30 protein-coding genes and 7 pseudogenes are annotated in these 20,808 nt (G+C 44.6%); 5 read left to right on the top strand and 32 right to left on the bottom strand.

What is annotated here, in order from left to right:
* Positions 1–34: 34 nt before the first annotated feature.
* Positions 35–390, bottom strand: a pseudogene (locus JEU20_RS02685) (DUF2846 domain-containing protein); the annotation flags it as partial.
* Between the two features lie 188 nt (positions 391–578).
* On the bottom strand, positions 579–1,328 hold the full coding sequence (locus JEU20_RS02680) for an IS5 family transposase (RefSeq protein ID WP_198243554.1): 750 nt from the start codon (positions 1,326–1,328) through the stop codon (positions 579–581).
* A gap of 422 nt (positions 1,329–1,750) precedes the next feature.
* Between JEU20_RS02680 and JEU20_RS02675 the strand changes: the two are divergent.
* Positions 1,751–2,476, top strand: a pseudogene (locus JEU20_RS02675) (IS5 family transposase).
* A 16-nt stretch (positions 2,477–2,492) separates the two neighbouring features.
* Here JEU20_RS02675 and JEU20_RS02670 read toward each other — a convergent pair.
* Positions 2,493–2,783 (bottom strand): annotated as a pseudogene (locus JEU20_RS02670) (sugar phosphate nucleotidyltransferase); the annotation flags it as partial.
* Positions 2,784–2,861: 78 nt separating this feature from the next.
* On the opposite strand from JEU20_RS02670, the gene JEU20_RS02665 reads away from it, so the two are divergent.
* Positions 2,862–3,818, top strand: coding sequence for a DHHA1 domain-containing protein (locus JEU20_RS02665; protein WP_198243552.1), 957 nt, complete (start codon positions 2,862–2,864; stop codon positions 3,816–3,818).
* Positions 3,819–3,825: 7 nt separating this feature from the next.
* Positions 3,826–4,463: pseudogene (gene cysC, locus JEU20_RS02660) on the top strand (adenylyl-sulfate kinase).
* Here the strand turns inward: cysC and JEU20_RS15570 are convergent.
* The 21 genes and pseudogenes from JEU20_RS15570 to JEU20_RS02570 all read right to left on the bottom strand — a co-directional run bounded on the left by JEU20_RS15570 (position 4,425) and on the right by JEU20_RS02570 (position 14,743).
* Positions 4,425–4,700, bottom strand: coding sequence for a hypothetical protein (locus tag JEU20_RS15570; protein ID WP_342590445.1), 276 nt, complete (start codon positions 4,698–4,700; stop codon positions 4,425–4,427). The pseudogene cysC and the gene JEU20_RS15570 sit on opposite strands and share 39 nt — an antisense overlap.
* 38 nt (positions 4,701–4,738) lie before the next feature.
* Entirely contained in the window at positions 4,739–5,152 is a 414-nt protein-coding gene (locus JEU20_RS15565) for a glycosyltransferase family 2 protein (protein ID WP_342590444.1), read from the bottom strand.
* Positions 5,149–5,537, bottom strand: a pseudogene (locus tag JEU20_RS16010) (ApeI family dehydratase). Before JEU20_RS16010 ends, JEU20_RS15565 begins: the two are co-directional and overlap by 4 nt.
* A 242-nt stretch (positions 5,538–5,779) precedes the next feature.
* Positions 5,780–6,073, bottom strand: a complete 294-nt coding sequence (locus tag JEU20_RS02645) for a hypothetical protein (RefSeq protein WP_198243550.1) — start codon at positions 6,071–6,073, stop codon at positions 5,780–5,782.
* A gap of 45 nt (positions 6,074–6,118) precedes the next feature.
* Entirely contained in the window at positions 6,119–6,364 is a 246-nt protein-coding gene (locus tag JEU20_RS02640) for a hypothetical protein (protein ID WP_198243549.1), read from the bottom strand.
* Complete coding sequence (locus JEU20_RS02635) at positions 6,337–6,657, bottom strand: hypothetical protein (RefSeq protein ID WP_198243548.1); 321 nt, start codon at positions 6,655–6,657, stop codon at positions 6,337–6,339. The genes JEU20_RS02640 and JEU20_RS02635 overlap by 28 nt, the downstream gene beginning before the upstream one ends.
* Positions 6,658–6,935: 278 nt before the next feature.
* Positions 6,936–7,337, bottom strand: coding sequence for a COG4648 family protein (locus JEU20_RS02630; RefSeq protein ID WP_245395073.1), 402 nt, complete (start codon positions 7,335–7,337; stop codon positions 6,936–6,938).
* Positions 7,338–7,374: 37 nt separating this feature from the next.
* A pseudogene (locus tag JEU20_RS02625) lies at positions 7,375–7,625 on the bottom strand (acyl carrier protein).
* On the bottom strand, positions 7,625–7,882 hold the full coding sequence (locus JEU20_RS02620; RefSeq protein ID WP_198243261.1) for a phosphopantetheine-binding protein: 258 nt from the start codon (positions 7,880–7,882) through the stop codon (positions 7,625–7,627). The pseudogene JEU20_RS02625 and the gene JEU20_RS02620 overlap by 1 nt, the downstream one beginning before the upstream one ends.
* Before the next feature lie 50 nt (positions 7,883–7,932).
* The gene (locus JEU20_RS14940; RefSeq protein ID WP_245395072.1) at positions 7,933–8,280 is read right to left on the bottom strand and encodes a lysophospholipid acyltransferase family protein; all 348 of its coding nucleotides are present in this window, start codon (positions 8,278–8,280) and stop codon (positions 7,933–7,935) included.
* Positions 8,223–8,417: a hypothetical protein gene (locus tag JEU20_RS14935; protein ID WP_245395071.1), complete on the bottom strand. Its 195-nt coding sequence runs from the start codon at positions 8,415–8,417 to the stop codon at positions 8,223–8,225. Before JEU20_RS14935 ends, JEU20_RS14940 begins: the two co-directional genes overlap by 58 nt.
* Before the next feature lie 213 nt (positions 8,418–8,630).
* Complete coding sequence (locus JEU20_RS02610; protein WP_198243259.1) at positions 8,631–9,242, bottom strand: beta-ketoacyl synthase chain length factor; 612 nt, start codon at positions 9,240–9,242, stop codon at positions 8,631–8,633.
* A 107-nt stretch (positions 9,243–9,349) separates the two neighbouring features.
* Entirely contained in the window at positions 9,350–9,505 is a 156-nt protein-coding gene (locus JEU20_RS15560) for a DUF502 domain-containing protein (RefSeq protein WP_342590507.1), read from the bottom strand.
* The gene (locus JEU20_RS15555) at positions 9,466–9,624 is read right to left on the bottom strand and encodes a DUF502 domain-containing protein (protein WP_342590497.1); all 159 of its coding nucleotides are present in this window, start codon (positions 9,622–9,624) and stop codon (positions 9,466–9,468) included. The genes JEU20_RS15560 and JEU20_RS15555 overlap by 40 nt, the downstream gene beginning before the upstream one ends.
* Positions 9,625–9,950: 326 nt before the next feature.
* Positions 9,951–10,655: a hypothetical protein gene (locus tag JEU20_RS02600; RefSeq protein ID WP_245395070.1), complete on the bottom strand. Its 705-nt coding sequence runs from the start codon at positions 10,653–10,655 to the stop codon at positions 9,951–9,953.
* Between the two features lie 262 nt (positions 10,656–10,917).
* Positions 10,918–11,397 (bottom strand): DUF4411 family protein, encoded by a 480-nt coding sequence (locus JEU20_RS02595; protein ID WP_198243547.1) that lies wholly within the window; start codon positions 11,395–11,397, stop codon positions 10,918–10,920.
* Between the two features lie 17 nt (positions 11,398–11,414).
* Complete coding sequence (locus JEU20_RS02590; protein ID WP_198243546.1) at positions 11,415–12,440, bottom strand: IS630 family transposase; 1,026 nt, start codon at positions 12,438–12,440, stop codon at positions 11,415–11,417.
* A gap of 103 nt (positions 12,441–12,543) precedes the next feature.
* Positions 12,544–13,530, bottom strand: a complete 987-nt coding sequence (locus tag JEU20_RS02585) for an ImmA/IrrE family metallo-endopeptidase (RefSeq protein WP_198243545.1) — start codon at positions 13,528–13,530, stop codon at positions 12,544–12,546.
* Positions 13,500–13,694, bottom strand: coding sequence for a hypothetical protein (locus tag JEU20_RS02580; RefSeq protein WP_198243544.1), 195 nt, complete (start codon positions 13,692–13,694; stop codon positions 13,500–13,502). Before JEU20_RS02580 ends, JEU20_RS02585 begins: the two co-directional genes overlap by 31 nt.
* Positions 13,684–14,010, bottom strand: coding sequence for a hypothetical protein (locus JEU20_RS02575; protein WP_198243543.1), 327 nt, complete (start codon positions 14,008–14,010; stop codon positions 13,684–13,686). The genes JEU20_RS02580 and JEU20_RS02575 overlap by 11 nt, the downstream gene beginning before the upstream one ends.
* A pseudogene (locus tag JEU20_RS02570) lies at positions 13,995–14,743 on the bottom strand (IS5 family transposase). The gene JEU20_RS02575 and the pseudogene JEU20_RS02570 overlap by 16 nt, the downstream one beginning before the upstream one ends.
* 422 nt (positions 14,744–15,165) lie before the next feature.
* Here JEU20_RS02570 and JEU20_RS02565 point away from each other — a divergent pair.
* Positions 15,166–15,384 carry a helix-turn-helix domain-containing protein gene (locus JEU20_RS02565; RefSeq protein ID WP_198243542.1) on the top strand — a complete coding sequence of 73 codons (219 nt, stop codon included), beginning with the start codon at positions 15,166–15,168 and terminating at the stop codon, positions 15,382–15,384.
* Positions 15,385–16,039: 655 nt separating this feature from the next.
* On the opposite strand, the gene JEU20_RS14930 is transcribed toward JEU20_RS02565, so the two are convergent.
* The 8 genes from JEU20_RS14930 to JEU20_RS02535 all read right to left on the bottom strand — a co-directional run bounded on the left by JEU20_RS14930 (position 16,040) and on the right by JEU20_RS02535 (position 20,134).
* Entirely contained in the window at positions 16,040–16,651 is a 612-nt protein-coding gene (locus JEU20_RS14930; RefSeq protein ID WP_245395069.1) for a transposase, read from the bottom strand.
* A gap of 464 nt (positions 16,652–17,115) precedes the next feature.
* Positions 17,116–17,340 carry a hypothetical protein gene (locus tag JEU20_RS14925; RefSeq protein ID WP_198245627.1) on the bottom strand — a complete coding sequence of 75 codons (225 nt, stop codon included), beginning with the start codon at positions 17,338–17,340 and terminating at the stop codon, positions 17,116–17,118.
* 104 nt (positions 17,341–17,444) lie between these two features.
* The gene (locus tag JEU20_RS15770) at positions 17,445–17,825 is read right to left on the bottom strand and encodes an ISAs1 family transposase (RefSeq protein WP_245395068.1); all 381 of its coding nucleotides are present in this window, start codon (positions 17,823–17,825) and stop codon (positions 17,445–17,447) included.
* Positions 17,818–18,027 carry a hypothetical protein gene (locus tag JEU20_RS15765; RefSeq protein WP_245395067.1) on the bottom strand — a complete coding sequence of 70 codons (210 nt, stop codon included), beginning with the start codon at positions 18,025–18,027 and terminating at the stop codon, positions 17,818–17,820. The genes JEU20_RS15770 and JEU20_RS15765 overlap by 8 nt, the downstream gene beginning before the upstream one ends.
* Before the next feature lie 19 nt (positions 18,028–18,046).
* A complete protein-coding gene (locus JEU20_RS15760) occupies positions 18,047–18,451 on the bottom strand; it encodes an ISAs1 family transposase (RefSeq protein WP_245395066.1) in 405 nt (134 codons plus the stop codon).
* Positions 18,452–18,645: 194 nt separating this feature from the next.
* Positions 18,646–19,227, bottom strand: a complete 582-nt coding sequence (locus JEU20_RS02550; protein ID WP_198243541.1) for a hypothetical protein — start codon at positions 19,225–19,227, stop codon at positions 18,646–18,648.
* 138 nt (positions 19,228–19,365) lie between these two features.
* Positions 19,366–19,605, bottom strand: coding sequence for a YdeI/OmpD-associated family protein (locus JEU20_RS02545; protein WP_245395065.1), 240 nt, complete (start codon positions 19,603–19,605; stop codon positions 19,366–19,368).
* A gap of 121 nt (positions 19,606–19,726) precedes the next feature.
* The gene (locus tag JEU20_RS02535; protein WP_198243540.1) at positions 19,727–20,134 is read right to left on the bottom strand and encodes a GFA family protein; all 408 of its coding nucleotides are present in this window, start codon (positions 20,132–20,134) and stop codon (positions 19,727–19,729) included.
* A 99-nt stretch (positions 20,135–20,233) separates the two neighbouring features.
* On the opposite strand from JEU20_RS02535, the gene JEU20_RS02530 reads away from it, so the two are divergent.
* Positions 20,234–20,808: phage integrase N-terminal SAM-like domain-containing protein (locus JEU20_RS02530; RefSeq protein WP_342590443.1), on the top strand; the 575-nt coding region annotated here is incomplete at its 3' end.

Raw genomic sequence — 20,808 nt, 5'->3', positions numbered from 1 at the left:
TCCGCTAGTGGGTCAGTTTAGATGGCCATTAACAACCGCCAACAAATACTCCCATCTTTATATATTGACGGATAAAATAAAGCATACCGCTTTTAGTTTTAATTAGCAGGTCATTAGGGGAGAATTCAGATTCTGTGGAAATTTTATGCTCTTTATCACCTTCAACTTCTTCATAGAAAAAAACATTCGGTGCGGTTTCACCGATGCATTTTCCATCAACCCAAACATCTTTCTTTAAAGCTCCGCCGAAACTACCAGAACGATAGATGTATAGCCCAGAATTTCCTTCCGATGGAGGGTTGAACTTTTGTGCTTCTGTGGTTTTTCAATGCCTTCCATCGGTACTGAAGCACAACCAGCAAATAAAGTAGAAACCAAAGCGATCAACATGATTTTTTTAACATTTAAATCTCCTTTTTCGTTTAAGTAGCATAACGACAAGCTAACCGGCGATCGTAATATCGCTGTATTATCGAGGACGTTCCTATTTAGGTAGGGGCTTTGGTATGCCTGTGACCTTGTTGTCGTCCGGTTCAGCGCCTTGTTATCTGCTTTTGATATTAGGGGCTGTTGCCATTTCACATAGGTAACCATAAAAAGGCGCAAGCCAGAGCGATAGAGCCTTCAAAATTTCGTTTGAGTTTGTCATATCGCGTGGCGATCGCTCTGAAATGCTTAAGTCTTGCAAACACATTTTCAACGAGATGGCGATATTTGTAGAGACACCAATCCATTTCATCATTTCCCCGAGTTGAATTCTTTTTTCTTGGGATAACAGGAACAGCCCCTTTGTCTTTAATTTGAAGACGTAATGCTTCACTGTCATAGCCTCTGTCAGCAACTATATAGTCACCTTTTGGGAGCTCTGCAACTAATTTCGGTGCTTCTTTACAGTCATGAACTTCGCCGCCTGTCACTGAGAAATGAATAGGAAGACCACAGGCATCAACGGCCATATGAATTTTACTGGTGTTCCCGGCGACAGATTTCCCTATCGCTGTTTCTTGTTCACAGGCCGCACCACTACTATGCTGATGTGCTTTCACAATACTCCCATCAATAAATTCCCATTCCAGGTCTGGGTCAACAACCAGGGCGTTAAAAATACCCATCAGTTTTTCTTTACGAGACCAGTCATTGAATCGTTTATATACCGCATTCCAATTACCAAAAGCCGTGGGTAAATCTCTCCAGGGACAACCTACTCGCAAGCGATAAAAAATACCTTCGACTGTTTTTCGAAGACAAGGTTTGTCATAAATTCCCATTTTCAACATAATTATCTTCAGTTTCTCCCAAAGTTCATCCGTAAGCATTTGTCGGGGCATAGTTTGCTTGTTTTTGAGTCAAAATAAACAATCTATGTGGCGGAGTTATTGAATTTCAAGGGGATTTTCAAAACGGCAACAGCCCCTAACTGAATTTATTAGGTTCTGCCAGTTTTACAAAATAAGCGCCTACATAGCGCTATGAGTCCGCTAAATGGATTATTTGAACCAAACCATAATGAGAACCCAAAACATGTCAGCTCCACCGTTTAAACATGTTTAACACCCGGCATAAGATTTCTTTGTCAAGGGTTTTCGGAGTCTAAGTGCCGCGGGTTTATCCCGCGGTGTAAGACTACGAAAACCCTTGATAAAGAAATGTTATGCCGGGTGTTAGGGGCTGTTGCCGTTTTGAAAATCCCCTTGAAATTCAATAACTCCGCCACATAGATTGTTTATTTTGACTCAAAAACAAGCAAACTATGCCCCGACAAATGCTTACGGATGAACTTTGGGAGAAACTGAAGATAATTATGTTGAAAATGGGAATTTATGACAAACCTTGTCTTCGAAAAACAGTCGAAGGTATTTTTTATCGCTTGCGAGTAGGTTGTCCCTGGAGAGATTTACCCACGGCTTTTGGTAATTGAATGCGGTACTCGTAAAGAAAAACTGATGGGTATTTTTAACGCCTTGGTTGTTGATCCAGACCTGGAATGGGAATTTATTGATGGGAGTATTGTGAAAGCACATCAGCATAGTAGTGGTGCGGCCTGTGAACAAGAAACAGCGATAGGGAAATCTGTCGCCGGGAACACCAGTAAAATTCATATGGCCGTTGATGCCTGTGGTCTTCCTATTCATTTCTCAGTGACAGGCGGCGAAGTTCATGACTGTAAAGAAGCACCGAAATTAGTTGCAGAGCTCCCAAAAGGTGACTATATAGTTGCTGACAGAGGCTATGACAGTGAAGCATTACGTCTTCAAATTAAAGACAAAGGGGCTGTTCCTGTTATCCCAAGAAAAAGAATTCAACTCGGGGAAATGATGAAATGGATTGGTGTCTCTACAAATATCGCCATCTCGTTGAAAATGTGTTTGCAAGACTTAAGCATTTCAGAGCGATCGCCACGCGATATGACAAACTCAAACGAAATTTTGAAGGCTCTATCGCTCTGGCTTGCGCCTTTTTATGGTTACCTATGTGAAATGGCAACAGCCCCTAGCCAAAGCCGCCAATGCAATAGCCGGCGCAGTATTACGCCCAGCCGGCTCAAGAATAATTGAAGCGGGCTGAATACCGATTTCCCGAAGTTGTTCTGCCATCATAAATCGATGATCTTCATTACAAACTGCCAGGACGGGTTGCAAACTTTCCAGTCCTTGCAAACGTAAGACAGTTTCCTGCACCATGGTTTTATCCGAAGCCAGCGGCAGAAACTGTTTAGGATGCTGACTGCGCGACAACGGCCACAGCCGGGTTCCTGAACCGCCTGACAAAATAACAGGAATCATACTCTCTCCTTTAACAAAATTGGCAATACTTTAGATGTTAGTCTACGATAAGGGTTTTAGCAAAATCATTTTACCGCAATGCAAATTGATGTTTTTAATGGTGATGCCGATGGCATCTGCGCCTTGATTCAACTGCGCCTATCACAGCCTGCCGAGTCCAAACTCATCACCGGTGTCAAGCGTGATATTCAGTTACTTCAGCGCGTCACGGCAACAGCTGGAGACAAGGTGACTGTACTGGATATTTCACTGGCTAAAAATAAAGACGATTTATGCCGCCTCTTAAGTGCCGGTGCAGAAATTTTATATGTCGATCATCATCAGGCCGGTGAGATACCTGAACATTCAAACCTAACCGCGCTTATCGATACCAGCCCCAAAGTCTGCACCAGTTTGCTGGTCAACCAGTATTTACAGCAGCCCTATCCAGAATGGGCCATCGTGGCGGCATACGGCGACAATTTGGATCACAGCGCAGAGCAGCTTGCCGATACGCTGATGTTATCCACAGAGCAGCGGGAAAGGCTGAAACAACTTGGGATTTATATCAATTACAATGGCTATGGCGCCAGCATCGAAGACTTGCATATTCATCCAGCCGAATTATTCAACATCCTGATTCAATTCAAATCACCTTTTGATATCATTCAGCAGCGCGGTGATTTATTTCGCCAATTACAAGAGGCTTATCAATCCGATATGGAACAGGCCGCAGCATTACAGCCTTTAGAAGCGGATGAAAAAACTGCCGTCTATCTATTACCCGATGCCTCCTGGGCCAGGCGTATTAGCGGCGTGTTTGGCAATCAGCTGGCAAATCAGGCACCAGACAGGGCCCATGCCATTATCACACGCACACCTGCGGGCAATTTTCAAATCAGCGTCAGAGCACCTTTAAACTTGAAAACCGGCGCCGATGAACTCTGCGCGCGCTTTCCAGGTGGTGGTGGCAGAAAAGCTGCCGCCGGCATTAACCAGCTGCCAGAGTCGCAACTAGAGCAATTTATTTCTACCTTTAAACAACATTATTCCTGATACCACAATGACCCAAAAAAGTAGCAATACCGTATGGCACCATGCCACCATTGATCGTGCCGCACGCGAAAAACGTCAAGGCCATAAAAGCGCCGTATTATGGTTTACTGGCTTGTCCGGATCCGGCAAATCCACGCTCGCGCATGCAGTGGAAGAGCGTCTGTACAACATGAATGTCTCAACTTTTGTCCTTGATGGCGACAATGTCCGTCATGGTTTATGCAGCGACTTAGGCTTTACCGATGCCGACCGGGTTGAAAATATCCGCCGCATTGCGGAAATAGCCAAGCTGTTCTCGGAAGCGGGCATCGTTACCTTGACCGCGTTTATTTCGCCTTTTAGAAAAGACCGACAAGCCGCCCGAAAACTGATGCCGCATGGTGATTTTCTTGAAATCTACTGCGAATGTCCGTTGGATATCTGCGAAAAACGTGATGTAAAGGGGCTGTATAAAAAGCCCGAGCTGGTGAAATTCCTTTTTTCACGGGGATCGACTCACCTTACGAAGCCCCTGAGAAACCGGAGTTAATCGTCAATACCGGTCGTCATTCACTGGCAGAGTGTGTCGACCAAGTGATTCAATTGATGCTGGCACGCGGCCTGATATCAGCCAACAGCGCAACAGTAGCAGAGGAAGCGCCATAACATGCCGAAAAAGAGTTGTGCATGCTTGGCGGAAATCAGGACATTGTCTTTCAGCATATTGAAGTGCGAAACGCCATCGAGAGGATAACGCACGGGCGTGGGCAGGTTGATGACGCCCACGCCCTGCCAATACAATCTGACCACGATTTCGATATCAAAATCCATCCGCTGTCCTAAACGGGCCGATTGCAACAGCCGCTCAACAGCGGCCAATGGATAACAGCGAAAGCCACACATCCCATCAGCAATGACATTCGATAAAGTATTGATATGAATCAGATGTTAGTTATTTGACGGCCATACAATCTTTTCTTCGGCACCTCAGAGCCAAAAACTGGCTGGCCAAGAATCAACTGGTCTGGATGGCTTTCGCTGACGCTCAAAAAGCGGGGAATATCGGCAATATTATGCTGGCCATCGGCGTCAATCTGAATGGCATGACTGAAGCCTTGCCCGATAGCATGGTTTAAGCCATCAATGACCGCAGCCCCTTTGCCACCATTTTGCGGCCTATGAATCAAGCTCACCCAGGCATAGCGCTGTGCCAGCTGTTCCAGCACTGCCCGGCTGTCGGCTGAACTGCCGTCATTGACGACGATACACGGCAAAACAAACGGTTCCAGCTGTTCAAGCACCTGTTGAATCGCTTGTGGATGGTTATAAAACGGAATCACAATACAGGTTTTCATGTTATTGCATCATAAACCATTCGCCCCGAACCAAAAGCGTCGCTCGCATTCTCAATATCAAAACATAACTTGCCGGTTTCGGCTTTCCAACTCAATGAGAGGGTCACAATAGTGTCAGGAACAATGATTTTTTTGAACTTAACCGCTTCCAACCTGGAAAAACCACGCTGAATTGAAAAAACAAATGCCCATAATAATCGGCCCATGCCAGCTGGGTCACACCTGGCAAAATAGGCTGCTGCGGGAAATGACCATCGAAATACTGTAATGCCGCTTGAATCCTGATTTGCAATTTGACCGAATCCGATGCAAAAACAATCTGCTGAATCAGCGGATAGCGTAACCTATCTTGATTGAGCAACGTTCTTAACAAGGTCGTATCCATTTTCCCCTGCGGGGTTTCCGGCAGGCGGTTTACAAACAACCATTTTCGCGGCAATAAAACCGTTTCAAAATGATGACATAAATGCTCTCTGATGCGCTTAATCAAGCCCCGCCGCTCAAGCCGCTGCAATTGCTCTGCCCCATGCGGACTGAGTACGATAACCGCCGCCAGTCGCTCACGCTTGCCAGGCAGCACCATCAATTTGCTCGCTTCGACTTCCGCCATCTGCTGCAAAACCTGTGTCATTTCTGCCAATGACAGGCGTTTTCTTCTATTTTGACAATTTCATCCAAACGCCCTAGAAGTTTAAAGCGGGTATTGCCCTGCCATTCGATGACATCATCTAGTGTCACTGCTGCGTTTATCCACGGTGAACGGCAAACGACCGTCTGTTCTACTTGGGTCAGTTGAACTTGCGGCAAGGGCTGCCACAAAGCATCCTCACATTGCTGACGCCAGGCAATGCCTCCGGTTTCAGAACTGCCATAAACCTCGATAACCGATTGTCCGCTATATTGATGAATTTTCTTTGCCACATCTGCTGCCAGCGCCCACCCGAACTAAAAATTGCTGCGGTAGCTTCAATTTGCATGCCAGGGGCTTTGTGCATCCAGCCGCTTCAATTGCGCCGGGCTTGCAATCCAGCAGCATGTTTGGCCGGCGACGGCTTTGAACAAGGCTTCAGGGCTTAAATACAGACTGCTGTGAAAACACCGTCCTGTCATCAGCGGCCATAGCAGCTTGAACAACAAACCATAAATGTGCTGATGACTGACCGTTGCGGCAATAGCCGCGTGCTTTATCTTATCGCCCCAACACTGTTCCAATACATTGATTTCCGCTTCCAGCTGGGCCGCCGTTTTAACGATGGCTTTAGGCTGTCAGTCGAACCCGAAGTGTAAATGACCAGTTGTCCTTGCCCCAAAATACACGCATTCCATTCAGGCGCTGCATTGATCAACAGCGGCGCCTCGCCATACCGCTCCCATTCGCCGATTAAACGACAGCCCTGCCGAAGTAAATTTTCGGCTGTAGCGGGACGATTATTGCCGGGAATCAAACTTTTTAGCGGCCAAGAGCAGTGCAAATAAATCGACGGCAAACGGATAGGTCGCTTCATAATACAGCGCAAAGTCGGAACTCGTTTGCTGCTGATACCAGCTTTGCCGATTTTTTATATCGCGGATAAACTGGGCCCGTCGTCTCCATTGCCCCTCATGGAAACTGACTCGCTGGTCACCAGTGTCTTGTCTGAAAAAATCGGAAAGCGAATTAACGGACATGTGCCTGTGTTTTTAAACGAATCCGATATTCTATCGCCATTAGCACCCCATCAGCACATAGCTAATGATGCCATTGTACAGTGTCCACAGTTCAAAACTGCCCAGACAGCGGTTATCAGTGCCAGTACGCCGTTAAATAAAAGAACAGACACCATGCCTTGGTAACGTTACGGGTATAACGCACCCCTTCTTCAGGTAAATCAGGATGTTGCAAACGTGCAAAACGTTCGATAACCGTCGGCGGGAAGCGCAGGCTAGTCGCAAACCAAAGCAATAAGCCGAGATTTATCAATACTGGATAAAAACGCAAGGCAATCGCGCTATTCTGCCAAGCCGCATACAGACACAACGCAATCGCCAACAAGCCCAGCCAATAGTCCGCCGCCTGTTTTTCCCGACGCAGCATCAGCCGTATAAGTAACAACACAAACAACCCTGACGCAACTTGCCAGACTGCAACTGTTTGCACGGCGTAATAAACGATAATGGGATATAACAGCGTCAGTGTCAGCACCAATGCATTGACAGCTTTTTCAAAGGTTTTTCCCGGTCTGTCAATCGCTGTTCATTACGTTAAAAACAGACTCAACCACATCCTCAACAGTTCTGGCGTTTTGAAATCTTCCGGCTTAACCGCTTTTCCGGTAACCTCTTTCAGTTTTACAATCATATCGACAGCATCGATGCTGTCGAAATCAAAATCTTCGTAGAGCCGCGATGCCAGTGTGACGTCGGCCGGCTCAATTTCAAACATTTCCTGCATAATGGACCGAATCATCTCCAGAATTTCGTCTTTGTCTGTCATCATTTCCGCTCCGATTCGATAAATGTCGCTAAGGATGAAACCGAAGAAAATATCTTCACCACATCATCTTTTTCCTGATCAATACGGACACCGTATTTTTTCCGGATGGCCAGCCCTAATTCCAGAGCATCGATAGAATCGAGACCGAGTCCCTCGTTGAACAAAGGCTCATCATCGTCGATGTCTTCGACACGCAAATCTTCAAGATCCAAAGCATTGATGATTAATTGTTTCAGTTCATGTTTCAGTGTGCTCATGCAACTCCGTTGTTGAGTGAAATAATCTTGTAAATGCCGCGTCAATCGCCTTACCGCGACACTGTCCGGCGTGATGTTGCGAAAATTGTCCAGCACAATATCATTTCCACCGACATTCCCAAATGAAATTTTTGCGCTGGAATCTGGTACCACTTATCCTGCTTAGACAAGGTCGGTGGGTGGCAACGCAATGTGACCGGAGTCAAGACAGTATTGGCCTTCAATGCGATACGCGCCGCCCCGCGTTGGAATTTATACGGCTTTCCATCCACACTGCGAGTGCCTTCAGGAAAGATAATGACAATGCCACCCGCTTGCAAGCATTCGACACAGGCTTGAATCATCTTTTCCGAATCGCCATTGCTGATGTAACCGGCATTGACAATCGGTCCACGCATAAAGGATTATGCCACAGGCTGTCTTTGACGATACAGCAGGCATACGGAATGCGACTAATTAAAAAAACAATATCGATCAGTGTGGGATGATTGGCGACAATCAGTTGACCGGGTCTGTTCAGCTTATCAGAGTCCATCGATATGATAATCCATGATACCGAGGTGCCGCATCAACGCTATAAAGAAATAAAATTACAATGTACACAATACTGGGCACGCCTGTTTTTGTTGTCGCGTGCCCGGAATCAGCGCCAATAGAGGAAAAACACCAGCCATAAAAAAAACCACCGGCCCCAAAAACCGTAAAGCTCAAGCCGGTTGCAAACAAGCGCCAAAAATAATTCAATCGTTTACGCATCGATCTGCCAGCACCAACCTTTATAAGCTGTTCGCAGCAATAGCCCCTGTTCGGGATTATTTAAGAAATTAACCAAGCATGGTAATTGTAACGGCTGCTCGCCATCCTCTCCGGATTGAGCACACTGGGAAAAATGCAACTTCAATCCCTTCCCATCCATGCTTAAACATAAAGCCAGTGCCATTTCATCGGCCGACAATCGAAACGGTTCTGCTGGATAAAAAGGCACTAATGGCTCATCATAAAACACCAGCAACACACGAGTGTAACCTTCCTGCAGCAATCCTAACGCCTCAATGAAACCGGGCGCAATGCCTTCCATTCCCGGCGCAATCACCGAGCATTGCTGTTGATTGTTGAAAGCCATCGAGAATAGGCCGGCAATGGCGTTATGCACCGACAAACTGAAATGGGTCGGCGAAATTTCCTCCCCGGCTTCGATTTGCCGCATCATATTAAATGATTTGGCCAGCTCGCCGTGTGTGGAACTGAACACCAGCGGCATATCGTATGTTTCCAGCGCACATTGATCAATCGCTGTAAATACCGTCCGTGCTAATGGCGTGAGCCGCCGTTTCAATAATCGCGGCAGTTTTGCCAACATTTTTTTAGTGGCGTCATCAACGTTACGGGGTGCCCTTCACAGACACCCCAATTTTCGACAACACAGCTCAGTGCCATCTTCTTTATGCCACAGCCACTGTAAATTTATTAAGGCAAGTCAAGAACTTCATCGACTTTTTCATAATCGACACCCACACTGATGATGAAGCTGGTGGCCTGCTCAATGTTCATGGCTGATTTTCGAACTTTGGATTCATGCACGATCACGGTGAATCCCGATGTTGGATTAGGCGATGTCGGCACAAATAAAATATAGCGATCCTCTTTTTATTGGTGACATAGGCCGGCACCCACAAACCTTCTTTCGGATATTCGATATAAACGACTTCACGGGCTTTTTGTGTTTCATGGCCGGAAAACATGTTGACCACTTTTTTGTCACCCGGTAAATCGTATTCAATAACGGGATTCGGTGGATAATCGCATCAATCGCCGCAATAATGGATGACCGCCCCATACTGACACGATAGCCGACATAGGCAAACAAAGCAAAACTCAGAAAAAACAAGGAAAGGGTAATCATAAGATTGTCAGAATAGCCATAAACCGACGTAAACAAGTCAGTCAGACGATCTTTTACAAACCAGACAATCTGTAAAATGACGACAATGGGAATGAATGCTAAAACACCAATCAAGAAGTAATTTAAGATTTTTTCATGTTTTCCTACCTCATAACGATTTTATGATCAGCAGACTCCCCGAAGCCAACAAAAAGCGGCAAACAGCCTGCTGTATTTATTATTGTCAATGCCACTGTAGACAAACTCTTCAGTCAGCAGGAATACAATAATGCCAATTTGCAAAATAGTCACATTTTCTGACCAGGCCAAGTGGAATTGCTGACCGGATAAAAGCAATGTCACGAGTTGAAACAGGGCAAACAAGGCATAACACACGGCAATCGTTACCCGTGTGGTATTTTTATCATAGGATTTTCCATGCACGATGGCAGTGAGCATGGCGCCACCTAAATTGGTCAGGCCATGAACAATCCCCATCACGATCAAATAAATGGTCTGGAAATGCAACAATCTGGAAAATTGCTGTGCCACGAAGGGGAAAAATGATTTCAAAGCAACCAGAATCAGAAAAATGCCGACAATTGGCGCAATATCGATACCGGCTTTAGTGGCCAACACTAGAAACAGCACCACCGGCGGGATGGTATAACGCAGAACCTGTTTTACAAATTCAAGATCGATATGCGCATAATGCTTGACGATCTGTAAAGCATTGATGGCAATCGAGATCGGTAACAACACGCTTAAAGTATCGACAAAACTATAGCCAAGCAATAGCAGCGTAGGCGTTCCAAACAACAACACGCCAACGCCAAACAAGGCCTGGATGAAACTGGTCGCAATGACAGTCAAGACAATATCAACAGGCATGGCATGCTCCTAAGAAATTTTTATGATACATCCCAGTCAGGTGAGGGTGTTATCGCTTATCTTAACAAAAATTCCGTAACCTCTCATTATTCACAGACAATCTGGCCTCTCATTTATCGACACAGAGACCAGTGAGAACACAGAGAATGAAACCGTGACAAACGTTAATTCTGTGTCTATTTTTATACCCAGTCGAGCCAATCTTACCGCCAATAGCTGATATTCTTCAGGCGGCTATCTTTGGGTATAAATCACTTGACCACTACAGACCGAGCATGTCTCCAAAACTGCGAATCAAATCAAAAGTATCCAGGCACTTCACACCAAAATGTTGACAGACAATCGGGATAGTCACTTTATTTTTTCTGTTGGGATCAAATCCTTCATGGGTCACAATAATCGCATCAATCGCTGTCGCCTTGGCAATCAGCCAGGGATCTGCCTCTGCAAGAAACTGATCTTTGGCGGCTTGGGTGAAATGTGTACTCGCCATCACCCAGGCGATAATTTCTTTGTATGCATTTTGCACATCGGTATCGCTCACATCTAGCCACCAGTTTGAGCCTTTGCGCGTTTTGGCCCAGTCGGACAGCGCATCATCGCCACGAGTCAATTCATCATACACATATTTAATCGAGGCAATGTCGCCGGCTTGCTGTTTTTGATCCAGCCATGTCCAGAAAGCAGGCACAATATCAAAGCCGTAATAGCGGTTACTCGCTTCGATATACTCTCCGCACATGAAAATAGAGCAAACCATCATGCACCGATAATTTGAAAATTCTCAGTTAAAAGTGAGCGCAAATTGTCGACATGCTTTTCTGGCTCAGAAAAGAATGTCTCGCAGGCTATTTTGAATTCTTTGAATGTTTCATAATACTGGTCATATAAGATTTCTTTCTTGAAATATCGCCAGTACCGTTCAATCAAATTAAGATTCGGCGCATACGGCGGTAAAAACACTAATTCAATTCGCGACATTTCAAGAAATTGTCTGACAGCCTTTGATCGGTAGTAGCGTGCATTATCGCAAATGATGTAAATAGTCCCAGCCTTCGGGTAACGTTCTTCAATCGCCTTACAAAGATCAATCGTTGCCTCGCCATTGATGGTGTCATAGAAGCGGCAGACAGTATCCAGAGAATCGATATTGACTGCACCGTTGACATTGAGACGTTGACGCCCGGTATTACTCTGAATCGTGAATTCCACACCACGCTTAATCCAACCACAAGCCATTACAGGATTATGTTGTGGATGAACACCATCCATGAACAATATCAAGTCTTCGGGCTGCTTGTCTTCCTTTAGTTGTTGATATTTCTCAAGGAACTCCAGTTGGGCTTTTGCATTAGCTTTGCCGGGTATCAGCTTGGGCTTTTTATAGACATAACCCAAGCGATGCAGCAAGGCTGTCACACCGCGTTCACTATAGCGAACCTGCCAACGCTCTTTAATGTAAGCTGCAACCGATTTAGCGGTTAAGTGAAGATTTTTCTGCAGATATTCATCCAACTCGGTCGCTTCTGAAACCGATAAGAAACTGGCACTTCCAACATGCTGAGTTTGTAGGAGTTTAGCAAGACCACCTTTCTTATATTTTCGATAGTAGGTACGGATTGTATTGCGGTCAATGAGAAGTGCTTCGGCAACGTTTGTTGCTGACCAGCCTGAACCTAAAAGAATGATGGCTTTAACTCGGTCTGCATCACGTTTTTCTCGAAGCTCACCATGGGCTTCGCGCAAATCGGCTAATTCAGTCTCTGGAAGGGTGTAATTCGACATGGCCTTATTTTATATATTTCACTCCATTACGTCATCTTTTATGCTAAATTCTCATTTGCGAAGAGTATAAACACATTGGCGTCAAGCAGATAAGCAGGGTGTATCAAAGCTTCAGTTCCCGGGCAAGGTTAGGGATTTTTGCGGGGTTCATGTCCAGAAGTTGCCCGGCATCCCGGAACAACAGGCTGCCTTGCTGTACACTGGCAATCACCGCAGAGGCGAAACGCCTGCCCAGACGGGTGCGGGCGGTCAAATAATAATCACCGCCATTTTTACCGCTCTGCTGTATCCATCGTCTGGCTTCATCCTGATAAAATATCCTGAATTCATCCCATGTCACCAGTCCCAAATCACAAGCGCGTCTGCCAATGACAATAGAACTTACACGATAGTAACGAACCAGGTCATATGCGTTGTCCGCAAGGTTTGCATGTTTATTCCATCGTTCACGGAAGCTTTGTTCAGGAACCAGCACCTCCGCCGCCACCGCATTACAGAACCTTTCGCTATCCATGTGTATAGCTGTAGTTTCCTGATTTAACGCAACATCGGAGATGCCGCTTTGCCCAATCCAGATATGCGCCAGTTCATGCACCAGTGTGAAAATTCGCGCCGCCTTGGCATCCTTCCAGTTCAGAAACACCAGCGGCGCAATCGGATCGCTGATAGCAAAGCCGCGAAACTCGCCGACATTCAATGGGCGGTGCGTATTGCTGCCGACAATGCCACTATGCATCATCAGGATGCCCACACCCTCTGCCTTTTCGACCAGTGCAGACAAAAATGCTTCCCAGTTTTTTATACTGCGGCGCAAGGCATCATCAATGTTCAAAATCTGGCTGATATTCCGCGCTACATCTTGCGGCGTATCGGCCAGAGAGAAACGACCAACAAACGGCAAAATTTCTATCCCTTGCTGGATGGCATACTCTTTGTACCACGCCTGTTTGCGCTGGGCATCAAGGATGACATCGCGCAAATCCACGCTAATTTCGCCAAGGGCGACATCGCCGAGCGTGCGCAGATCGGGCAAAGGCATGGTTTCTTGCGGTGGCTCGCTTAAAAACAGGTAGCCAAACGGAATGTGCAATATTCTGGCAAGTTTTTGCGCCTGTAAAAGGTTGGTTTTGCCTCGCCCCGCAACCAGAGCGGCGCCTTCTTGCTGACTTTCTCCGCCAGCATGGTATCGGACACACGGGCGCGCTCACACGCCCATCGCAATACTTGTGGAGAAATCAACGCCTCATTCGTCATGGGCAAATCCTAGCACACATCCGCTTTTTCGTGTTGAAACGCCTCTTTTAGCACCGCTTGCATCAGGGCTTCGGCGTGGGTTTGGTTCTGGCTGATCTGGGCTTCCAGTTGGTCGCATATGGCAAGCAGCTTTTTGACCTTGGCGACAATGGCTTGTTGTTCGGGGAATGGGGGAGTGCAATGATGTAATTTTCAAAAAAGCTTCTTTGAATTCTCTGCTGTCCAACTGCGCCCTTATAAGTTTTACTCCTTTTTCAATAAAACTCTCAGTTTTAACAATACTTAGGGGCTGTTGCCATTTCACATAGGTAACCATAAAAGGCGCAAGCCAGAGCGATAGAGCCTTCAAAATTTCGTTTGAGTTTGTCATATCGCGTGGCGATCGCTCTGAAATGCTTAAGTCTTGCAAACACATTTTCAACGAGATGGCGATATTTGTAGAGACACCAATCCATTTCATCATTTCCCCGAGTTGAATTCTTTTTTCTTGGGATAACAGGAACAGCCCCTTTGTCTTTAATTTGAAGACGTAATGCTTCACTGTCATAGCCTCTGTCAGCAACTATATAGTCACCTTTTGGGAGCTCTGCAACTAATTTCGGTGCTTCTTTACAGTCATGAACTTCGCCGCCTGTCACTGAGAAATGAATAGGAAGACCACAGGCATCAACGGCCATATGAATTTTACTGGTGTTCCCGGCGACAGATTTCCCCTATCGCTGTTTCTTGTTCACAGGCCGCACCACTACTATGCTGATGTGCTTTCACAATACTCCCATCAATAAATTCCCATTCCAGGTCTGGATCAACAACCAAGGCGTTAAAAATACCCATCAGTTTTTCTTTACGAGACCAGTCATTGAATCGTTTATATACCGCATTCCAATTACCAAAAGCCGTGGGTAAATCTCTCCAGGGACAACCTACTCGCAAGCGATAAAAAATACCTTCGACTGTTTTCGAAGACAAGGTTTGTCATAAATTCCCATTTTCAACATAATTATCTTCAGTTTCTCCCAAAGTTCATCCGTAAGCATTTGTCGGGGCATAGTTTGCTTGTTTTGAGTCAAAATAAACAATCTATGTGGCGGAGTTATTGAATTTCAAGGGGATTTTCAAAACGGCAACAGCCCCTAATGTTTAAAGAAACGGTGGAGTTCAATGTACGTGTATACATGTTGAAAAAAATTTTGCATAGTTATGATGTAAATTCCTTTTGGAAATGATGTTGGGTTCTAGTAACACCCAACATAACTCCGGCCTTCCGGAAAAATCTCTCAAATCCTCTCAAAGCCATGTCTGACAAGGGATACAGACGGAATTCACCAAAAATGTAATTTGTAAGCTATTGAAAAACAAAAGGTTTTTAAATTTTGATGATACGTCACCTGACGTATTTTTGAGTCTAAATTGTTGCGTTTTACGTCAATAACGTATATTTTCGCTGTTTTTTACGTTCAGTGGAGTATTTATGGCCATAAATGACGTTCGTTCTTATGCTTTGAAGGAAGCAAGAAAAGAGCTTGGTTTAACCGCTTCGGAAATGGCTGAAAAGTTAAATACGCCATTTCGCACCTATCAAAATTGGGAATATCGTGGAAATTTTCCTGGTGTTGTTGGTTCTGCGGTTGAGTTAATGCAGGAAAATAAGCGCCTTAAAGCATTGGTTAGGGCTATGCGCCCTTTTTAAGTCAAGAATCCCCCACACGCCACATGAGCGTATGTGGGCGTGTGGGGGGATAGAGCAGATAACGACGTGCATAACCGGCAAAATAAAGCGTGGCGACGTTAGGAACCACGCTTTATTTTGTCCGAGTTAATGCAATTGTTAGAAATTTTTACTTCATCTTTACTTAAAGCTTTATCTTCAACGCCATCAAAAAAGAAGCTAATTTTTTACGGCTAAGTTACGTGAATTATTATTTGTAGAATAACTAAATTCATTTTTTGTACTCATAAGTATTCTTCTCATGCGGCTTTACCTCCAGTTTCTTTATATTTTTTTAATTGAGTGTAAATATAGCTCCAACTCAACTCTATCACCTACTTCATCCAACAATTGTTCACAGGCTTTACATTCATCCTCATCATATGGAGTACAAAGGAACTCTCCATAAACAACTATAGTAAATATATAAACAAACTCTATTGAATTAACATTTATGCGAACTGGTTTGCAATAAATAGAACCATAATCAGCTTGCTTTGACCTATTCGATGTCAAAAAAATATTTTCCTTTATTCCCTTCCTAATATCTGAAACAAAAACACTTTCCCCTGTTTCATAACAATACTTAGCAGTTGAATTACCTCATAAGCGCCAACTTAAGCCCCCAACCACTTGATTAAACACGACTTACGCCCAGCTCTCTGCATTGTCGAATCATTCCCAAAATCGGTTCAGGTAGACTCTGCAACGAACGTTTTCTCGGGCGTTCGCTAACGCTTTTCAAATAATCACGCTGAAAGCGTTCTTGCTTCGGAAAACAGGCGTTCAATCCTGATTTAATGTCCTCAGCAATCGTTTTATACAAACGCCAGGGTGTCAATGCACGCGGCCCATCCATTTTCGTCAAGGCCTTGGTAAAACACCGCTGCGCGATCTTTTCCGTAACCACCGCATACAGAAGTTTGCCCTGTAAATACAATTCGGCCAATTGACTGTCTTTACGGGCACGTAATTGATTGATCGCCAACAGGCTTTTCAGCCGTTTGATCACCAATTCCACCTGCCAGCGTACACGATAGAGCGCGGCAGCCGTTTCGGTGCTGAGCAACTCGACCGGCACGGACGTTAAAATTAAGACCCATTCACTGAGATAGAGCGTTTTTTCCTGGGCTGTACGTCCTTTGTTCTGCGCTCTGAGTTTCGCTTTACGCCGGGCTTGCGCCGCTTTTTCGGCAGGTAACGGAACCGCATGTACCGTGCAGGCGATTCGTTTAGTATCATGGCACAAATAAACCGGAATAGCCCCGCTTGTTTCCCGAGACGTTGTAATTTCGTTTCCCAGTCAATTTTTATCATTTTGCCGTGCTCGTCAAGCTCGTATAAATTCATGCTGTGTGCGTTATAGCGCAGCACAATATCGCCACCTCGGTCAATAAAAGGCACCAACGACTTCGGTTGATTGTAGCCACGATCAATCAACACGACATCGCCCGATTCCAGCACATAATGGTCAAGGCTTTCGCCAATCTTGTCCGTACTGACTTCAACCTGGCGCAATGTCAGTGAAATCAAATCTATCGCGATATGTAGCCGATACGTGGTTTCTGTCGCACCGGGTTCCTGCACGGTCGAGCCATCAATAATAACGAAGCTTAATGAACCACTGTCAACCACCTGATGCAACCCAAATACGCCCGATAGCAAGGATTTTACCCAAGGAACGCAGGCCGCCAGTCTTTTTTTACCGCCGTATCACTTAAGTGAGCCCTGTAAGTGAGCCACCTCGCCGGCGCAACTCCGCAAGGAGAAATCCAGACCACAGTAGAGCATCACCAACTGTAACAGTTGTAAGGGCGAACGGATCTTGCGCGCACGCGTGAAGGCTTTAAATTCATAGGCTTGTTGTTGATAATCTTCTGGAAGTTCTTGCACAAATTGTTCAAAACGAGTATCTATGTGAGGTGGCTGCTTTTTCATAGGGTTTTCACTTTTGTCGGCAAAAGACTCTATGTGGTGGCCACACCTTTATTTTCAACACGTAATCAATGATTTAATGGCTTAAGTTGGCAGGGCAATCGGGTTTAAATTACACCAAGAATCTTGAGTAAATAATCATTATCCCACCCTGCCATCATTCGCTTGGTTTTTACACCGACTTTGGCCGTTTCCTCGGCTTTTATTAAATTTAAGGCCATGTGTCGAATGACAGCTAAGTTTGAAGCACTATATCCTTTGCGGGTTCGGTTGCTATCCTCATCAAAAGCAAGATCAAGAACCCAATGCAAGTTATTTTCAATCGCCCAATGAGCGCGAACAGCATGCTCTAACTTGTTTGGATCGTTTGCGCTTAAACTGCTTATAAAATAGCGTGTTTCCTCGGTTATTTTTTCATCCACTTCTCTTGTGGCTGTGACGGCAATAATACTTTTTAATCCTGACCAGGAATGCTCCTTTTTAACCATTCAATCTCATCCGTGACACGAACAGAACGCGTTTCAATTCGCCCATGCTCACCATTGACGGTTTTTTGTGGCAATTTCTGAGCGATAAAGCGGATGTAAAATAGGCCTTTACATCCTCATGTAAGGTGCCATGATTTCCTTTTAAACTCAAAACATAGTCACCGCCTTGGTCGATAATCTGTTTGGCTATTTTCTTTGGCACCCCATTGCATCAATTGTAATCAAAGCGCCTGCAATATCCAAACGCGACAGAAGTTTGGGTATGGCCGTAATTTCATTGATTTATCATCCACTTTCGCCTGACCTAAAACCAAACTGTTTTTCCGCGACCAGGCGCTCACCATATAGATGGCTGACTTATTTGAGGCTTTATCAATACTGCGCCTTAAGCATTTGCCATCCATTGCAATAATATCTTCTTCAACCAAGTCCGCTAGATCGGCCACCCAGTTTGAGAAGCATTGACTAAATTGTTCCGTATCTATGGCGGCAAAAACAGCACCCAACGTATCATGTGAAGGGATTCCATTTTCTAAACCAAGCTGTTCAGTGAACCAGCTTTCTTTAGCCTTTCCAAATTTTTCAATGGCCACCCAGTTATCGGCTCCACAAATAGTCGCACACAAGGTGATGAAAAATATATCAGTGAGTTGATGCTTCTTTCGCCGATCTACTCTTGATCAGCAATCGTTGAAAAATGGTGGATAATTGAGGCCGTTGGGGTAACTGTCATTTATAATCAAAATGATAAAACCAATACCTTATCTAAATTATAATTTCAACCCTTTTTTAAACCCGATTGCCCTGCTTAAGTTGGCGCTTATGTTGAATTACCTTCCATAATATGTTTTGCTTTTGTATGTTGTTTCTGAGCATCGCACTTAAATTCATACCACCATTTTTCCTCTGACGGTATCCCTTGTATTATTGTTATTGCCACGTTTTTTGGGCTTATATCAAAACCATTTTTCAAAAGCCTCTTTGCACCATCAAGAACAAATTCCAATTGATCTTTTGGCTGGGTAATAATTTTAAAAACATCCCCATTTGGTTTGACCTTTTTTGCTTTTTGATAGAAGCGATCTTTTTTCTTTTTCACTAAATCATTAAAGAAAACCATAATCGATTCCAATAAATTCTGATATTTCCTGTTTACTACACCTTTAAATTGCTCGGATATACCTTTGACAAACAAAATTATGATAGTGAAACCTGCTAATCCAGAAAATATTACCTCATGAATTTCTTTATAATCCTTTATGATTTTCCATTCGTCTCCCCATATATCCAATGCACCATAGTACAAACCTACTATGGGAGGAACAATAATACTAATGAAAGGTGAACTTAAAGAATCAATAACTCTATTGTTAACAAATACCTTATATAATAATTTTTTCAATTTTGTTACTTTCCTTCACTTCACCATCTGGATTTCTAACGATTGAATTCACCTGACGCAAAAAGCAGAGTGGAGCGAAGCGGAACGCCGCTTTTTGCGGTCAGGTGGAATGACTTGTTATGTGATTTGTCCATATGGTTAGCTCTTATTTTTAATTGACGCTGGGTGTTTCATTTTCATGTAGATGCCACCAATTTTAAGCTCATCGATCATTTGCTTAAGGCGTTTTTCTTTTGTTTCTTGTCGTTTTGCTCTTTCAATCCACCCAATGTAATCATTTTTTTGGTATTCAGGTCGGGCTTCATAATCGGAGATAACATTATTATCATCCAGAGCTTGCCTTATATACTCAGGCATTGGGTATCTTTCCCGTTTCATTTAGAAAACTCCTTCATCATGAGTATCTTCTTTTTTGCTCACATAACGACCAAGCTCAGCCGACGCGAAACCGCGCAGCGGTTTCGCGGTCGGCTGGAGCGCCTTGTTATGCGCTTTTATCCTAGCGATCATCCGGCCATTCATCATATTTTGGAAGACCGCAATCAGTTTCCAAATTGTACCAAGGGGCCTTTAAACTAACCCAAATGTGATTTACTGGTCTTGCCCCAGGATCATCGTCAAGGGTACCTAAACGGAGAATATAGTGGCTTTGCCCTTCCCTGTGTGCATAAATGTGTGACCCACAGTTTGAACAAAAACACCTTACTTTATCGGGAGAGGACCGATAACATTTGATTAGCTCTTCACCCGAAGTGAACTCGAAATCTTTCATTTGTACTGCTGCAACAGAAGAAAACGCCGTCCCGTGCGCCTTCCTGCATGTTGTGCAGTGACAATGAGTAATATCACCGATTTCTCCATTGATTGCATATGTGACCTCACCACACATGCAGCTTCCCTTGATCATTCAAATCCCCTTTCTGGATTCTGCGCATAACAGTTAACTATATTGAATCAGATAATAAAGCACTAGACAGAGTTCTGTCTAGTGCAATAAGATAATCCTATGCAAAAAGATTTAAACCCTTCGAAAAGTATAGCTAAATCTCCGCAATCTGGGTGGAATATTTATTTATCCGCATTGTTAGACCGAAAAATCCCGGAGAAAGCGCGGCCTTGGTATGTGCGTCATTTGAAGGGGCTGCTTGCCTTTCTGGGGAAAAACAATAAGCGGTTGGATGAGGCTTGTGCGGAGGATGTGAAGCAGTATTTTATGATGCGAGCTTCTGAGGAGAATCTCCCGGATTGGCTGTTCAGCCAGATTGTTGAAGCGGTTGAAGTTTATTTTGTAGATGTGTTGAAGCCCGATTGGGCAGAAGGGTTTGACTGGGCATATTGGCGAGAGGCGGCGACTCGGTTGACTGTCGAGCATTCGACCATTGCTCGGGAAGTGGATAGAATAACATCCGGGAATGATTTGACACCTTCTAAGTCATTGAGTCCACAATTTCAGACATTGATGGATAAATTGGTTGAGCAAATCCGTGTACGGCATTTTTCCATTCGGACGGAGCAGACTTATGCTCATTGGGTGCGGCGCTTTTTGTTTTGTTTTCCGGCGAAGAAGGCAAGTGATCTTGG

Origin of the sequence: methane-oxidizing endosymbiont of Gigantopelta aegis (assembly GCF_016097405.1) — a bacterium.
Classification (GTDB): domain Bacteria; phylum Pseudomonadota; class Gammaproteobacteria; order Methylococcales; family Methylomonadaceae; genus Methylomarinum.
This window is presented reverse-complemented; position numbering and strand designations above follow the sequence as displayed.

Excerpts from the sequence above, each read along its gene's own strand:
- JEU20_RS02680 (WP_198243554.1), bottom strand. The coding sequence starts at position 1,328 with ATGCCCCGACAAATGCTTACGGATGAACTTTGGGAGAAACTGAAGATA.
- JEU20_RS02665 (WP_198243552.1), top strand. The coding sequence starts at position 2,862 with ATGCAAATTGATGTTTTTAATGGTGATGCCGATGGCATCTGCGCCTTG.
- JEU20_RS15570 (WP_342590445.1), bottom strand. The coding sequence starts at position 4,700 with ATGTGTGGCTTTCGCTGTTATCCATTGGCCGCTGTTGAGCGGCTGTTG.
- JEU20_RS15565 (WP_342590444.1), bottom strand. The coding sequence starts at position 5,152 with ATGAAAACCTGTATTGTGATTCCGTTTTATAACCATCCACAAGCGATT.
- JEU20_RS02635 (WP_198243548.1), bottom strand. The coding sequence starts at position 6,657 with ATGAAGCGACCTATCCGTTTGCCGTCGATTTATTTGCACTGCTCTTGG.
- JEU20_RS02620 (WP_198243261.1), bottom strand. The coding sequence starts at position 7,882 with ATGAGCACACTGAAACATGAACTGAAACAATTAATCATCAATGCTTTG.
- JEU20_RS14940 (WP_245395072.1), bottom strand. The coding sequence starts at position 8,280 with ATGCGTGGACCGATTGTCAATGCCGGTTACATCAGCAATGGCGATTCG.
- JEU20_RS14935 (WP_245395071.1), bottom strand. The coding sequence starts at position 8,417 with ATGGACTCTGATAAGCTGAACAGACCCGGTCAACTGATTGTCGCCAAT.
- JEU20_RS02610 (WP_198243259.1), bottom strand. The coding sequence starts at position 9,242 with ATGTTGGCAAAACTGCCGCGATTATTGAAACGGCGGCTCACGCCATTA.
- JEU20_RS15555 (WP_342590497.1), bottom strand. The coding sequence starts at position 9,624 with ATGTTTTCCGGCCATGAAACACAAAAAGCCCGTGAAGTCGTTTATATC.
- JEU20_RS02600 (WP_245395070.1), bottom strand. The coding sequence starts at position 10,655 with ATGCCTGTTGATATTGTCTTGACTGTCATTGCGACCAGTTTCATCCAG.
- JEU20_RS02595 (WP_198243547.1), bottom strand. The coding sequence starts at position 11,397 with ATGTGCGGAGAGTATATCGAAGCGAGTAACCGCTATTACGGCTTTGAT.
- JEU20_RS02590 (WP_198243546.1), bottom strand. The coding sequence starts at position 12,440 with ATGTCGAATTACACCCTTCCAGAGACTGAATTAGCCGATTTGCGCGAA.
- JEU20_RS02580 (WP_198243544.1), bottom strand. The coding sequence starts at position 13,694 with ATGACGAATGAGGCGTTGATTTCTCCACAAGTATTGCGATGGGCGTGT.
- JEU20_RS02575 (WP_198243543.1), bottom strand. The coding sequence starts at position 14,010 with ATGGTTACCTATGTGAAATGGCAACAGCCCCTAAGTATTGTTAAAACT.
- JEU20_RS02565 (WP_198243542.1), top strand. The coding sequence starts at position 15,166 with ATGGCCATAAATGACGTTCGTTCTTATGCTTTGAAGGAAGCAAGAAAA.
- JEU20_RS14925 (WP_198245627.1), bottom strand. The coding sequence starts at position 17,340 with ATGAAAAAGCAGCCACCTCACATAGATACTCGTTTTGAACAATTTGTG.
- JEU20_RS15770 (WP_245395068.1), bottom strand. The coding sequence starts at position 17,825 with ATGGTTAAAAAGGAGCATTCCTGGTCAGGATTAAAAAGTATTATTGCC.
- JEU20_RS02545 (WP_245395065.1), bottom strand. The coding sequence starts at position 19,605 with ATGAAACGGGAAAGATACCCAATGCCTGAGTATATAAGGCAAGCTCTG.
- JEU20_RS02535 (WP_198243540.1), bottom strand. The coding sequence starts at position 20,134 with ATGATCAAGGGAAGCTGCATGTGTGGTGAGGTCACATATGCAATCAAT.